Source organism: Pseudomonas sp. FP2300 (assembly GCF_030687595.1).
GTDB classification, from domain to species: Bacteria; Pseudomonadota; Gammaproteobacteria; order Pseudomonadales; family Pseudomonadaceae; genus Aquipseudomonas; species Aquipseudomonas bijieensis.
In genome coordinates, this window is record NZ_CP117440.1 from 4,340,736 (window position 1) to 4,355,728 (window position 14,993).

Below are 14,993 nucleotides of genomic sequence, written 5' to 3' on the forward strand. Positions count from 1 at the left end.
GAGCAGAACCATGAGCAAACAACGCCCACTCAAACTCGGAGCAATGGTCCACGGCGTCGGCCACGGCTGGGGCGAATGGCGCCATCCGCAGGCACAACCCAACGCCAGTACCGACTTCGGTTTCTACAAGCAACAGACACTCCTGGCCGAAGGCGCCAAGTTCGATTTCGTGTTCATCGCCGACAGCCTGCACATCCATGAAAAATCCAGTCCGCACTACCTCAACCGCTTCGAGCCGCTGACCATCCTCTCGGCCCTGGCGGCGCTGACATCCAACATCGGCCTGGTGGCCACCGTCACCGTCAGCTACACGGAGCCCTACCAGGTGGCGCGCCAGTTCGCCTCGCTGGACCATATCAGCGGCGGGCGCGCCGGCTGGAACGTGGTGACGTCGTGGCTCAGCGGTACCGCGGATAATTTCGGCAAGAGCGAGCACCCGCCCCATGCCGTGCGCTACCGGATCGCCAAGGAACACGTGGCGGTGGTCAAGGGGCTGTGGGATTCCTGGGAAGACGACGCTTTCACCTACGACAAAAAAACCGGCGAGTTCTTCGCCCCCGGCAAGCTGCACGCGCTGGAGCACAAGGGCGAATTTTTCTCGGTGAAGGGCCCGCTCAACATCGCCCGCTCCCGGCAAGGTCAACCGGTGATTTTCCAGGCTGGTACTTCCGAGGACGGGCGTAACTTCGCCGCCGAGAATTCCGATGCGATTTTCGTCGGAGCCGAAAATTTCGAAGAAGCGCGCGCCTATTACCAGGACCTCAAACGCCGCGCCAACGGCTTTGGTCGCGATGCGGCACAACTGTCGATCCTGCCCGGAATCCGTCCGATCGTGGGTCGCGATGAAGCCGAAGTCGAAGACCGCTACCAGCAAGCGGTGTCACTGGTGAGCATCGAAGACGCAATCGTCGCCCTCGGCCGCCCCTTCAATGACCATGATTTCAGCCAATACCCGTTGGACGCCCCGTTTCCCGACCTGGGCGACCTGGGTGCCAACAGCCAGAAAGGCGGCTCGGAGCGGATCAAACAGCTGGCCCGCGACGAAGGCCTGACCTTGCGCGAAGTCGCCCTGCGCTTCTCCCGGCCACGGCGCGATTTTGTCGGCACCCCCGAACAGGTGGCCGACGCCATTCAAGCCTGGTTCGAGAAGGGCGCAGCCGACGGCTTCATCATCAATTCCCTGCTGCCGGACGGCCTGCAATATTTCACTGAACTGGTCGTGCCGATCCTGCAACAACGCGGTTTGTTTCGCAGCGAATACAGCGGCAATACCCTGCGGGACAACCTGGGCTTACCGGTGCCCAGCAATCGCTATGCACCGACGGCCCGAGCGAATGATACAACCCGCGAGGCCGTGGCATGAAACAGATCAATCGTCGCGACTTCCTCACGGCCAGTTCCTTCGCCCTGGGCGCGCTGGGGCTGTCCTCGCAGGGCCTCGCCCCGCGAGTTTTCGCGCAAGGCAAGAGCCTTGCGGACCTGACCCTGGAGGTCGCCACCTACCGTGGACAGGACTCTTACTTCGTCGAAGACGCCGGCACCGGCAACACACCATACAAAGTCGCATATTCCGAGTTCGCCGGCGGCAACCTGATCGTCGAAGCGCTGGCCTCCGGTAGTCTGGATGTCGGTGGCATGAGCGAAATCCCGCCCATCTTTTCCATCCAGAGCCATCGCCAACCCCGCCTGATCGCCGTCTTGCAAAGTGACGTGAACAACCAGGTATTCCTCATCCCCAAGGATTCGCCTATCGAATCGATCGGACAGTTGCGCGGCAAGCGGGTCGGCTATGTGCGCTCGACCACCTCCCACTATTTCCTGATCAAGGCCCTGAAGGAACAAGGCCTGACCATGAACGACATCACCGCGGTGGCGCTCACGCCCCAGGACGGTTTCAGCGCATTCCAGAGTGGCCAGCTGGATGCCTGGGTGATCTATGGCGTGTTCATCCAACTGGCGAAGTTCCGCAGTGGCGCCCGGGTACTCAAGACAGCCTTGGGCTACCTGTCCGGCAACTACCTGATCGCCGCACGACCCGCAGCCCTGGAAGACCCGCTACGCAAGCAGGTGATCCAGGACTACATCCAGCGCCAGGCACGCACCTGGGAGTGGATCAACAATAATCCCGAGCCTTGGGCGACCAAGTCGGCGCAATTGCTGGGCGTCGACAAAGCAGTGTTCCTCGACATGTACAACAACCGTAGCCAGCCCACGAAAATCATTGAAGTGAACGACCAGGCCATCGCCTCGCAACAGGAAGTCGCCGATCTGTTCTTCGCTGCCGGCGTGTTGAACGAACGGCTCGACGTGAGTCCGCTGTGGGACCGCAACTTCCGCCTGCTGCCACTGTGAGCCCTCTCGCCACGGGAGTTATAGCTGGCTCTTACCTTTTTGATTGAGTGAACCCGCCATGAGTCTTTCTTCCCTACGTCCACCCTTGTTGCAATCGGTTAATGTCGCCGACTTCGACACAGTGCTCGAACGCCTCAGTCAACAATTGGCCGCGACCGCCCACGTCTATGACGAGAGCGGCGACTTCCCCCAGGACAACTTCAAGCTGCTGCACGAGCACGGCCTGCTGGCCCTGACGGTACCGAAGGCGCTCGGCGGTGGCGGCGCCAGCCTGGTGCAGGCGCGCAAGGTCATCGCTGCGGTCGCCAAGGGCGAACCCTCCACGGCCTTGATCCTGGTGATGCAATACCTCCAGCACTCGCGCCTGCAGGACAGCCGGACCTGGCCCGAAGCATTGCGCTTGCGCGTCGCCCAGGATGCCGTGCGCGACGGTGCGTTGATCAACGCCTTGCGCGTCGAACCTGACCTGGGCACGCCGGCCCGTGGCGGGCTGCCAGCGACTGTCGCCAGGCGCACCTCGGAAGGCTGGCGAATCAGCGGCCGCAAGATCTACTCCACCGGCAGCCATGGCCTGACATGGTTCAACGTCTGGGCCCGCAGCACCGATGAAGATCCACTGGTGGGCGCTTGGCTGGTCCACCGGGATACCCCAGGCATCAGCATCATCGAGGACTGGGACCACTTGGGTATGCGCGCCACCTGCAGTCACGAAGTGCTGTTCGACAACGTGCTGGTGCCGCTGGATCACGCGGTCAGCGTCAGCCCCTGGAGCGCGCCGCAGCCCGAACTCGATAGCGACGGCTTCCTGTGGATGGCGGTGTTGCTCGCGGCGGTCTACGACGGCGTCGCGCAAGCCGCCCGTGACTGGTTCGTGAGCTGGCTGGAACAGCGCAAGCCGTCCAACCTCGGCGCCACGCTGTCGACCCTGCCGCGCTTCCAGGAAACCGTCGGGCACATCGACACCTTGCTGTTCGCCAACCGCAGCCTGCTCGATGCTGCCGCCGAAGGGCGCACCCCCGCCCACCACGCCGCGCAATTGAAGTACCTGGTGACAGGCAACGCGATCCGTGCGGTCGAGCTCGCCATCGAAGCCTCCGGCAACCCGGGTCTGTCGCGGCACAATCCGCTGCAACGGCATTACCGCGACGTACTGTGCAGTCGCATCCACACCCCGCAAAACGATGCCGTGCTGCAGGGCGTCGGCAAAGCGGTGTTCGCTCAACGTCAGAAAAAGGACCTCCCATGAGCACCCTCGTGATCGCCAGCCAATTGGATGAAGACTTCAACCAGGTGATTCGCCAGCGCCTCGCGCTCACACATCCTGGCACCGAGGTCCTCGAGGTACCGGCCGGCGTCCCCAGTGACCTCCCGGCCACCGCCAGCGTGTTGCTGGCACGACCCATCAATGTGCGCGGCTACCTGGCGCCGGACACGCCGCCTCCTGGTTGGCCTTACGGTTTGAAATGGGTCCAGGTGGTGTCTTCGGGGATCGACTTCTACCCCAGGTGGCTGTTCGACGGCCCTGTGGTGAGTACGTCCAGGGGCAGTGCCGCCGAAAACATCGCCGAATTCGCCCTGGCGGCGATCTTCGCGGCAGCCAAGCGACTGCCGGACATCTGGGTGCACGATGCGCAATGGAATTTCACCGCCCTGACGCCTCTCAAGGGCAGTACGTTGGGGATCCTGGGTTTTGGTGCGATTGGCCGTAGCCTGGCGACCAAGGCCCGCGCCCTGGGCATCAACGTGCTGGCGCTGCGTCAGAGCCAGACTCCCTTCGAAATCGAGGGAGTCGAGGCCGCGCGGGATATCCATGAGCTGTTTTCCCGAGCCGATCACCTCGTGCTGGCCGCGCCACTGACCGAGGCAACACGACATATCGTCAACAGCACGGTGCTCGCCAGCGCCAAGCCGGGCCTGCACCTGATCAACATCGCCCGTGGCGGTTTGCTTGACCAGGAGGCGTTGCTTGCAGCCCTGGACAGCGGACTCATTGGCCTGGCTTCTCTGGATGTCACCGAGCCCGAGCCACTGCCCGACGGCCACCCGCTCTACACCCATCCCGGGGTACGTCTGTCACCCCACACTTCAGCGATCTCCAGCAACATTCGCTACGAAATCGCTGACAGCTTCCTGGCCAACCTCGAGCGTTTCCTGGCCGGACTGGCGCCAGAGAATCTGGCGAATGTACAGCGCGGGTACTGACCCCCGGCAATCCTGGCGGGAGATGTACATCCCATGTGGGAGCGAGCCTGCTCGCGATAGCGGTCGTTCAGTTTGTATCAATGCTGAATGTGCCAACGCCATCGCGAGCAGGCTCGCTCCCACAGGATTTGGGTACATTCGCACCGACACAACATCAGAATTACGCATCTTAATAACAATATTGATGTCAATTTTTTATAATTAACTTATAACAAATCGGACTTTTACAGCGCCTTATTATACAAATACTGTTACAACCATCACCGACCCCTGACCAGGTGGAGGCTTTCGGAACTGCACGTTTTTCCGGCCGACACCACTCCACGGTCAATTGCCACACCCAAAACCTGAACCGGCCCAAGCCACCTCCGCCATGACTTTCAAGCCATGACTGCGGCAACGCTTTGCCCAAAAAAAATGAAACACCAACGCCACACCTACGCACCTGGGGCTCACCATGCACGACATCACCAAAAGCCGTCTGACGCTGGCCGTATCGCTGACCTTGCTCGGGTTGTCAGCGCACGCCGAAGAAAACACCAAGGATGGTGCCCTCCCCGTTGTCACCGTTACAGCAGAACACCGCAGCGAGGACTTGCAGAAAGCCCCGCTGGCGATCTCCGCGTTCGACGAAAACGCCTTGGAAGACAAGCAGATCAAGAGCATCCGCGATCTCTCCGGGCAAGTGCCCAACCTGACCCTCAGCCGCCAGTCGATCTCCTACAGCGCGCAGACCTACGGGATTCGTGGTATCGGCGAAACCGACCCGATCCAGGAAGCCGCCGTGGCGGTCTACGCCGATGACCTGTACATCCCACGGGCGATTTCCTCGATGCTCGACTTCAACGATGTCGAACGCGTCGAGGTCCTGCGCGGCCCCCAGGGTACGCTTTACGGGCGCAACAGCAGCGCCGGCGCGATCCGCGTGATCACCCGTGACCCGACCCAGGAAACCCGGGGGTTCTTCGAACTCGGCGCCGGCAACTACAACGCCCAGAACGCTCGCCTGCTGATCAGTGGCCCACTGGTGGACAACACCTTGTTCGGCAGCTTCTCGGCGATTCGCCTGAGCCGCGACGGCACCGTGTCCAATCCCACCCGCGGTAAGGATGTGAACAATGTCGACCTGCAGTCCTACCGCGGCAAGCTGCGCTTCAATCCCATTGATTCGCCCTGGGACGTGCAACTGACCCTGGCCGGAACCTTCGACCGTGGCGATACGACCAGCTACACCCCATTCGATGCCGACGGGCACTTCGACAAGTTCAAGAGCTACAGCAGCCTCAATCCGAAAAACCGTCTCGACCAGGGCAGCTCGGTGCTGCGGGCGATCTACGCCATCGACGACCATCTGAACTTCAAATCGGTCACCGCCTATTCCGCGTTCAACCAACCGGTGGACTATGACAACTCGGGCCAGGCCGCCCTGATTCAGAACAGCCTGATCACCTACAAGCAGGACTACGCCACCCAAGAGTTCCAGCTCAACGGCGATTACGACGATTTCAGTTTCAGCACCGGCCTGTACCTGTATCGGGAAAAGTTCGATGCCGAACGCGACAGCCTGACCTACTCGATCGCGCGCAACCGGGTGATCGGCCAGGGTCAATACAGCACGACCAATACCGAAAGCTATGCGTTGTATGGTCAGGGCAGTTACAAAGTCACGCAGCAACTGTCGCTGATCGCGGGGCTACGCTTCACTCGCGAACACAAGAACTTCGACTACACCAACTACGCCGTCACCACCGACCGCCAGATCACCGGCACCAACTTCACCGCCGACTCGAGCAAATCCTGGCAGTCCACCAGCCCGAAACTCGGCTTCGAATACGCCTGGACACCTCACCTCAACCAGTACGCCTATGTCGCCAAAGGCTTCAAGGCCGGCGGCTACGACAACCGCGCGCCAACCCAGGCTGCCGCCGAGCAGGCGTTCTCCCCTGAAGACGTGACCACTTGGGAAACCGGCTTCAAAGGCGACTTCTTCAACCGCCGCCTGCGCGCCAACCTTGCGCTGTTCTACAACGACTACAAGGACCTGCAGACCAACGCCTACGACCCGGCGCTGGGGGTCAGCCTGCGGACCAACGTCGGCCAGGCACACACCTACGGCGTCGAGCTGGAAACCCTCAGCGCGCTGACCAACGACCTGCAACTGACCTTCAATCTCGGCTACCTGCAAAGCCAGTACGACGATTTCGAAAACGCCAGCGGCGCCGGGGTCGATGCCAATGGCAAGCAACTGGTGTACTCGCCGCGCTGGAACACCAGTGTCGGTCTCAACTACACCATCCCGGCCGGATTGCCCGGCACCTGGCTGGCCGGCACCGATGCGCAGTTCCAGACCAAATCCTACGCCAACGCGTTGAACGACGACGTCCAGGAAATTCCCCAGCAGACCTTCTGGAACGCCAACACCCGCTACATCTCCGGCGACGGCCACTGGACCACCACGCTGTCAGTGAAAAACCTGCTCGACCGCGCATACCCACAGGCAGTCGGCTACGTGCCCTCCAGTGGCGCCCGCTACTACTCGATCAACGATCCGCGAACCCTCTTGCTGACTGTGCGCTACGACCTCTGACCCCCTGATCGGCAACCATGCCAAGGAGCACTTCATGGCTTTCACTCGCAGGCAAATGATTTCCCGCATTGCCGCCGTCGGTGGTTATTCCGCCGCCCTCGGCGCCCTCGGTGCGCTAGGCCTGACACCTCAGGCGGTGGCGGCGAGTTTCACCCCGCTACAGCTGGGCAACAGTGGCAAGGGCAAACACGTGGTGGTGGTCGGCGCCGGCATTTCCGGCCTGGTCAGCGCCTACGAACTGCGCAAGGCCGGCTTCACCGTGACAATTCTCGAAGCCCGTGAACGGGTTGGCGGACGCAACTGGACCTTGCGGCGTGGCACCAAGGTCGATTTCGACGACGGCATCAGCCAGACCGTGGAGTTCGATGACGGGCAGTTTTTCAACGCCGGCCCGGCGCGCATCCCCAGCCATCACCAGACGATCCTCGGCTACTGCCGCGAACTGGGCGTCGAACTGCAAGTGCTGGTCAACAGCAGCCGTAATGCGCTGGCCTTGCCGGACGCCCGACAGCCGGCGTTCCAGCTGCGCCAGGCAGTCAACGACACTCGAGGACAATTGTCCGAACTGCTGGCGCGCACCGTCAGCCGCAAGGCCCTGGACCAGGACCTGAGTGCCGACGACCGTCAGGCGCTGCTGAACTTCCTGAAGGTCTATGGCGACCTCAACGCCGACTTCAAATACAAGGGGTCGGTGCGCTCGGGCTATACCCGCATCCCCGGTGCAGGCGATCAAACCGGCCTTACCCGCACACCGCTGGAGTTGCAGACACTGCTCAATCCCAAGCTCTGGGGGGCATTGGTGTTCGATGAAATCCCCGAGTTTTCCTCGACCATGTTCCAGCCGGTCGGCGGTATGGATCGGATCCCTTTCGCGTTTTACGAGAAGCTCAAGGACGCGATTCGGTTCCATGCCGAAGTCAGTGACATCCAGACCGCAGAGCTTGGCAGCCGCATCACCTATCGGGATCGCCAGACCGGCAAGACTCAGACCCTGAGCGCCGACTACGCCATCGTCACCGTGCCCCTGCCGCTGCTGGCCAGGCTACCGAGCAACTTCAGCACGCCCTTCAAGCAAGCGATCCTCAGCGCGCAAAGCGACCAGGCGAACAAAGTGGCCTGGCAGTCGCCGCGATTCTGGGAGACCGACTTCAACATCTTCGGCGGGCTGTCTTACCTGGATCATGAGGTCAAGGGGCTGTGGTATCCCAGCGATCGCCTGAACAGTGACCAGGGCATCCTGGTCGCGGCCTACAACACCAGCGAAGCCGCCCAGTCCTTCGCCAGGAAGTCCCTCGCCGAACAGTTCGCCTCTTCCCGGCAAGCCGTCGAACTGCTGCATCCCGGCCACAGCGCCAAGCTGCAGAAACCGGTGGCCATCAACTGGTCCAAGGTGCCGTTCAGCAAAGGCCCGTGGATCGTCAACGACGAAGTCGGCGAGCAGGCCTACCAGATCCTCAACCAACCCCAAGGCCGCACCTACCTGGCCAGCGACGCCCTCGCCCATGGCGGTGTCGGTATCTGGCAGAACACCGCCGCTGATTCAGCGCGGCGCATCGTCTCTCTGATCGGCCGCCATGCCGAGCGCCAGCAACCGGGCGTTGCCGCCTGATTCATTTCGATAAAGGACTGACCGATGAAAACCATGACCTTGCTTACAGGACTTCTCATGACTGCCACCGCCTTCACCAGCCACGCCGACGAGATCAAGCGCATCGCCCTGCCCAACTCCTATTTTCCAATTTCCCTGGCGGTGTCGGTGCCCGCACAAACTGACTTGCTGTTCGTCAGCGGCCTGCTCGCTGACCTGCACGACCCGCAAGCGCCGAAAGACTCTTTTGCCGCCTACGGCGATACCGCGACCCAGACCACCTCGATCCTCAACAAACTCAAGGGCGTACTGCAAAGCCAGGGCCTGGACCTGGGGGATGTGGTGCAACTGCGGGTGTTCCTGGTGGGCGACCCAGCCAAGGGCGGCAAGCTCGATTTCGCCGGGCTGCAGGAAGGCTATACGCCGTTCTTCGGCAGCGTCGAACAGCCGAACAAACCCGCGCGCACCGCCGTCCAGGTGGTCGCCTTGCCGCTGCCCGGCGGCCTGGTGGAAATCGAAGCCGTCGCCGCTCGCAAGAAGTGACACGGACCTCAGCCGACATTCAGGAGCTTCACGCTTATGTTCAACTGCCAAACGCGCCGTGCCACGCCTTATCGTCCGTTACTGCTGCCGCTGTCGATTGCCTGCGGCCTCGCTTCATTCAACCTTGAGGCCGCCGAAAACGGCTCGCCAACCCTCGACACCGTGGTGGTCACCGGTAACCGTGGCGCCACCGAGCGCACGGTAACCACCAGCCCGACGCCCATCGATGTGGTGACGGGTGAACAATTGCGCGCCGTGGGCAAGCCGAGCCTGCTGGAGGCGCTGAGCAAGTTCATCCCGTCCTTCAACCTGCCCGACCGCGCCGGCTGGGATGCCAGCGGCGTGGTGCGCTCGGCCACCCTGCGCGGGCTGACCGCGTCCCATGTGCTGGTGCTGGTCAACGGCAAGCGCCGGCACACCAGCGCCACGTTGAACATCAACGGCATCAATAGCGGCGCAGCCCCCAGCGACCTCGACCTGATCCCGGTGGCGTCCATCAATCACATCGAGGTGTTGCGCGACGGCGCGGCGGCGCAGTACGGCTCGGACGCCATTTCCGGGGTGATCAATATCATCCTCAAGCAGACCACGGGAGGCAGCTCCGACACCACCCTGGGCCAGGGCTACGACGGTAAACGCGGGACTGCCCAGGAGGCGCTCAATTATGGTTTCCAGATCGGTGAAGCCGGGGTGCTCAATGTCTCGTTCGACACCCGCTATCAAGAGCGTGACAACAAGGCCGGCAGCAACGGCTACACCTCCCATTACTACCCGCAGGCCGACGGCTCGCCCGACCCGCGTGAGGCCGATGCCAGCCATCACACGTACAAAGGCTACGGGCTGCCGCGCAGCCAACTGGCCGATGTCGGCTACAACCTCGACCTGCCGCTGAACGACGCCGTCACGCTCTACTCGTTCTCCACATTGGCCACCCGGGAGAACAACGACGGGCAGAATTTCCGCCTGCCCAATGGCCGTAACACCATTACCACCGGACCCAACGGCTACCCTGACGGCTACAGCCCTTATTGGCTGGTCAACGAAACCGACTTCCAGTCAGCGTTCGGCGCCAAGGGCGAGGACTTCGGCGGCTGGGCATGGGACCTGAGCAGCACGTACGGGCGCAACTACGCCAAGCAACGCACCTACAACAACCAGAACCCGTCACTGGGGGAAAACACGCCGAACAAGTTCACCTCCGGCATCTACATCGCCGATCAGTTGACCAGCAACCTCGACCTGAAAAACAGCTACGAAATCGGCCTGGCAAAACCCCTGGACGTGGCCTTCGGTTTCGAGCACCGACGTGAAAGCTACGAAACCCGCGCCGGCTCCGAGGCCTCCTACATCGATGGCGGCTATGTGTTCCCGGTCGGCCATCCACGGGCCGGCGAACGCCCCGATCCCGGAGCCCAGGTCACCAACGGCATTACCCCCGAAGACGCGCAGAAAGTCAGCCGCAACAGCGTTGCCAGCTACATCGACCTGGGCTTTTACCCCGTCGAGCAGTGGTACCTCGGCGTTGCCGCACGCTACGAGCATTACAACGAAGGCGTTGGCGGCACCCGCAGTGGCAAGCTCAGCACCCGCTACGAATTCAACCCGGTGTTCTCGGTACGCGGCACCCTCAGTAATGGCTTTCGCGCACCGTCGCTGGCCAACCAGATCTTCACCGCGCGCTCGACCGGATTCGACACCATCAATGGTGTCTATCAGTCATACAACTACGTGATTCTGCCGGTGGATTCGGCCGGCGCCCAGGCGCTCGGAGCTGAGTCGTTGAAACCCGAACGCTCGACCAACTTCAGCCTTGGTTTCGCCCTGACGCCCAGCGAAGACCTGAGCCTGACCGTGGACGGCTACGTCATCAACCTGCGCGACCGTCTGGTGCTCAGCGAACGTTTTCAGGGACCGGGCGTCGCCGCCCTGCTCGACAGCATTGGTGTGCCAGCCACCGCCGGTGCGCAGTACTTCACCAACGGCGCCAACACCCGGACGTCCGGGGTCGATGTGGTGGGTAATTATCGGCAGAACCTGGACCGTTATGGCTCAGTGAGGTGGACCGCGGCCCTGAACTACAACCACACGAAAATCCTCAGCGTCAACGACACCCCTTCGCAATTGAGCGCCCTGGGCGACTTCCAGTTGCTCGGCCGCCAGTCCCGAGCACTGATTACCAAGACCTCCCCCAGCAGCAAGATGATTTTCTCTGCCGACTGGGCGATCAACGACTTCGACGTCAACCTGCGCCTGACCCGTTATGGCACCTACACCGAGGTCAACAGCTCGAGCGATCCGAGCCTGGATCGCAAGTATTCGGCCAAATGGATCACCGACCTCGATGTGGCTTATGCAATCGACAAACAACTGACCGTGGCCGTCGGCGCGCAGAACCTGTTCGACAAGTACCCCGACCATATCGGTGTCAGCAACTCTTCGTTCGGCGATAACTGGGGCAGCTATTCGCCCTTCGGCTTCACCGGCGGTTACTACTACACCCGTCTGCAATACGCGTTTTGATACCGGCAAAGCCGCCTAAGCTAATACTCAAAAAGTATTTATAAATTGGTTTTTAGAACAATAAGCTTCATCAAGCGGTTACCCATTCCTTAGCCAATATCGAGCATGCCATGTCAAAACTCATCAAGCATTCCGGGGCGCTACTGCGCCGCCCTGCCCTGGCCAGCCTGGTCGCGGTGCTGGTCTTGTCGACTCTCGCCCTGCCGGCCCAGGCACGAGAAACCCTGCGTATCGGCTATCAGAAATCATCGACCCTGATCACGCTGCTGAAAACCCAAGGCAAGCTGGACAAAGCCCTCGCCGAGGCGAATATCGATGTGAGCTGGCACGAGTTTCCCAGCGGTTTGCCATTGCTGGAAGCGTTGAATGTCGGCAATGTCGATGTCAGTGCCGATGTGGCCGATACCGTGCCGATTTTTGCCCAGGCCGCCCAGGCCAGGCTGACTTACTTTGCCCAAGAAGCCCCCTCACCTTCAGCCCAAGCCATCGTCGTGCGCCAGGATTCGCCGTTGCGACAGTTGGCGGACTTGAAAGGCAAGAAAGTCGCCGTCACCAAGGCGGCCGGCGCCCATTATTTGCTGATCGCGGCACTGGACAAGGCCGGCCTGAAGTTCTCCGACATACAACCGGCGTACCTGTCCCCCGCCGATGGCCGGGCAGCGTTCGAAAACCAGAAAGTTGACGCCTGGGTCACCTGGGAACCCTTCCTCAGCGGCGTGCAGCGTCAACTACCAACGCGGACCCTGGCCGACGGCAGCGGCCTGGCCAGCTACAAGCGCTACTACCTGACCGGCACTGCTTACGCAAAAGCACATCCTGAGGTGCTCAAACTCGTTTACGAGCAACTGCAGGAAGCCGGGACCTGGGTCAAGAACCATCCTCGAGACGCAGCCCAGGTCCTGGGGCCGTTGTGGGGCAACCTCGACGTGGAGACAGTCGAGGCCGCCAACACCCATCGCAGTTATCAGGTACAGCCGGTGACAGCCGATCAGTTGAGCGAACAGCAGAAAATTGCCAACGCCTTTTTTGCCGCAGGTTTGCTACCCAACGCGGTAAATGCCCAGGATGTCGAAATCTGGAGGCCGTGAGGCCGCCTGCTAAACACGGAACGCATCGACCTTGAGTCCAAACCGACTCATTTTGTTGTACAGCCCGCCACGCGACACATTCAACCGCTGAGCTGCCAGACGGATGTTTCCGCGGGTTTCGGTGAGGGCGGCGATGATTGCATTCATTTCATGGGTGCCGAGGTCGGGGGCCATCCGAGGCTCAGGGGTACTTCCCCACGTCGAGGGTCGCCCTCGCTGCCTGATCTCCAACGCAAGATCGTTCGGTTGGATCAGTTCGCTCATCGCCAGGTTGGTCGCCCGCTCAATGACGTTTTCCAGCTCGCGAACGTTACCCGGCCAGTGATAAGCGCTAAGGATATCCAACGCCGCCGGGGAAAGGTCGTGCATGGTCTTGCGGAGCGACCGGGCACAACGTGCGAGAAAATGCCGCGCCAGCAACGGCACGTCCTCGCGACGCATCCGCAGGGGCGGCACCGTCAGGTTCAGCACGTTGAGCCGGTAGTAAAGATCCTCACGAAAGGCCCCCTCGGCCACCGCCTGACTCAGATTGCGGTGAGTGGCGGCGATGATACGAACGTTGACCCGCAGCGATTTTTTCGCCCCTACTCGCGTCACCTCACCCTCCTGCAGGACGCGCAGCAAGCTGACCTGTGCATCAAAGGACATGTCACCGATTTCGTCGAGGAAGATCGTCCCGCCATCGGCCAATTCGAACTTGCCTGCCGAGCCACCGCGAGCCGATCCGGTGAAAGCGCCTTCGACATGACCGAACAGTTCGCTCTGCACCAGGTCACGGGGAATGGCTCCGCAGTTGACTGCCACAAAAGGACCACCACAACGGTCGCTGGCATTATGGATCGCCTGGGCGAACAGTTCCTTGCCCGTGCCGCTCTCGCCGAGGATCAGCGTGGTCGAATCACTGCGACTGGCAATCCGGGCCAGGTGCATTGCATCCTGAATCGCCTGTGAGCGGCCCTGGATGGTTTCAAAGGTGTAGCTGGCCTGGGTGCCAATGATCCGCCGGGTGATTTCCCGGATGCGGCGGTTCTCGCGCAGCGAAACAATCCGCCCGCCCTGCTCCAGCGGGCAGACCGACACCAGGCACGCCAGATGGCTGCGGTCGTGCAGTTCAAAGGTGCAATCCAGGTCCCGCACGCCCTCCCCGCTGGCAAGCAGGACGGCCTCGGTCAATTCGCTCTGCCCCAGGCTCTTGAACGGCTTGCCGAGCAGGTCATGGCCCACGCGGAACAATTGTCGGGCGTAATGGTTGAGCGCCTTGATGCAGCCCTGTTCATCCAATACCACCAAGCCCTCGTTGAGCACCTCGAGGACTGTTTGCTGCTCTTGCAGCAAGGCTTGCAGCGCCATCTGCCTCGAGACCGCCTCGGCCGCGGCCTGGACAGTGCCCAGCGTATGGAAATGAAACCAGCCTGGCTCCGCCGTCAGGGTCAACATACCCAGCGTCCGGCCGTGGGCATCCCGGATTGGCGCGGCGGCGCAATGCATGCGGCGCTGGCGCAGGCCAATCCCGAAGTTCTCCTCGGCCAGCACATAGACCAAACGGTCTTCGACGATCGCCAGCCCGGTGCAATTGGTGCCTTGGACCGACTCCAGCAGTCGACTGCCTATGGGGGTGAGGTCCAGGCCACAGAAATGCAAAGTCGTGCCTTCGGCATCGGTCAGGTTGATATGGCCCCGGGGGTTATAGGCGAGCAAACCGCGCATGACCTGCGCTGCAGCGGCGATCAGCACCCGGTTGGCGGCCAGTGTCGCGGTCAGGACGGCGGGCGCGACAAAACGGTACTCGCCATCTTCCGGATCGAGGCCGGCATGGACGCTGCGCAACCAGGACTGCCAGATCACCCGCCTGACTCCGACAGGGCGATCGATAGCTCCCTGCAAGCACGCTCGCCAGGCCTCATCCAGCACGGTGCTGGGCCCTTCGTTCAACGATGCTGGGCCGAGCGTGGTGAGGTAATCGCGGTCTTCTTCGCTCAATGCCGCCGGTTGCTCATTCATTATTGTCCGACCACGTGTTTATATTTTTGACATGCCAGTATAGACATGTAATCAAAATGAACACTAATTCGAACCATGCAGAATAAAACACTTTAAATATCAATAGTTTAAT

10 protein-coding genes are annotated in these 14,993 nt (G+C 61.5%); 9 read left to right on the plus strand and 1 reads right to left on the minus strand.

Going from position 1 to position 14,993, the window contains the following annotated elements:
* Window positions 1-10: 10 nt before the first annotated feature.
* The 9 genes from PSH86_RS19040 (at window position 11) to PSH86_RS19080 (ending at window position 12,880) form a co-directional block, all read left to right on the plus strand.
* Entirely contained in the window at window positions 11-1,363 is a 1,353-nt protein-coding gene (locus PSH86_RS19040; RefSeq protein ID WP_305484301.1) for an LLM class flavin-dependent oxidoreductase, read from the plus strand.
* Window positions 1,360-2,352 carry an ABC transporter substrate-binding protein gene (locus PSH86_RS19045; RefSeq protein ID WP_305484304.1) on the plus strand — a complete coding sequence of 331 codons (993 nt, stop codon included), beginning with the start codon at window positions 1,360-1,362 and terminating at the stop codon, window positions 2,350-2,352. The genes PSH86_RS19040 and PSH86_RS19045 overlap by 4 nt, the downstream gene beginning before the upstream one ends.
* A gap of 58 nt (window positions 2,353-2,410) precedes the next feature.
* Window positions 2,411-3,598 carry an acyl-CoA dehydrogenase family protein gene (locus PSH86_RS19050; protein WP_116832790.1) on the plus strand — a complete coding sequence of 396 codons (1,188 nt, stop codon included), beginning with the start codon at window positions 2,411-2,413 and terminating at the stop codon, window positions 3,596-3,598.
* Entirely contained in the window at window positions 3,595-4,554 is a 960-nt protein-coding gene (locus tag PSH86_RS19055; protein WP_305484307.1) for a D-isomer specific 2-hydroxyacid dehydrogenase family protein, read from the plus strand. The genes PSH86_RS19050 and PSH86_RS19055 overlap by 4 nt, the downstream gene beginning before the upstream one ends.
* 457 nt (window positions 4,555-5,011) lie before the next feature.
* Complete coding sequence (locus PSH86_RS19060) at window positions 5,012-7,141, plus strand: TonB-dependent receptor (RefSeq protein WP_305484310.1); 2,130 nt, start codon at window positions 5,012-5,014, stop codon at window positions 7,139-7,141.
* Between the two features lie 34 nt (window positions 7,142-7,175).
* Complete coding sequence (locus PSH86_RS19065; protein ID WP_109753356.1) at window positions 7,176-8,750, plus strand: FAD-dependent oxidoreductase; 1,575 nt, start codon at window positions 7,176-7,178, stop codon at window positions 8,748-8,750.
* Between the two features lie 24 nt (window positions 8,751-8,774).
* On the plus strand, window positions 8,775-9,272 hold the full coding sequence (locus PSH86_RS19070; protein WP_305484315.1) for a RidA family protein: 498 nt from the start codon (window positions 8,775-8,777) through the stop codon (window positions 9,270-9,272).
* Window positions 9,273-9,308: 36 nt separating this feature from the next.
* The gene (locus PSH86_RS19075; RefSeq protein WP_305484317.1) at window positions 9,309-11,792 is read left to right on the plus strand and encodes a TonB-dependent siderophore receptor; all 2,484 of its coding nucleotides are present in this window, start codon (window positions 9,309-9,311) and stop codon (window positions 11,790-11,792) included.
* Window positions 11,793-11,902: 110 nt separating this feature from the next.
* On the plus strand, window positions 11,903-12,880 hold the full coding sequence (locus PSH86_RS19080) for an aliphatic sulfonate ABC transporter substrate-binding protein (protein WP_109753359.1): 978 nt from the start codon (window positions 11,903-11,905) through the stop codon (window positions 12,878-12,880).
* Between the two features lie 9 nt (window positions 12,881-12,889).
* Here the strand turns inward: PSH86_RS19080 and PSH86_RS19085 are convergent, their stop codons facing one another.
* Window positions 12,890-14,881 carry a sigma-54-dependent Fis family transcriptional regulator gene (locus PSH86_RS19085; RefSeq protein ID WP_305484319.1) on the minus strand — a complete coding sequence of 664 codons (1,992 nt, stop codon included), beginning with the start codon at window positions 14,879-14,881 and terminating at the stop codon, window positions 12,890-12,892.
* Window positions 14,882-14,993: the final 112 nt, after the last annotated feature.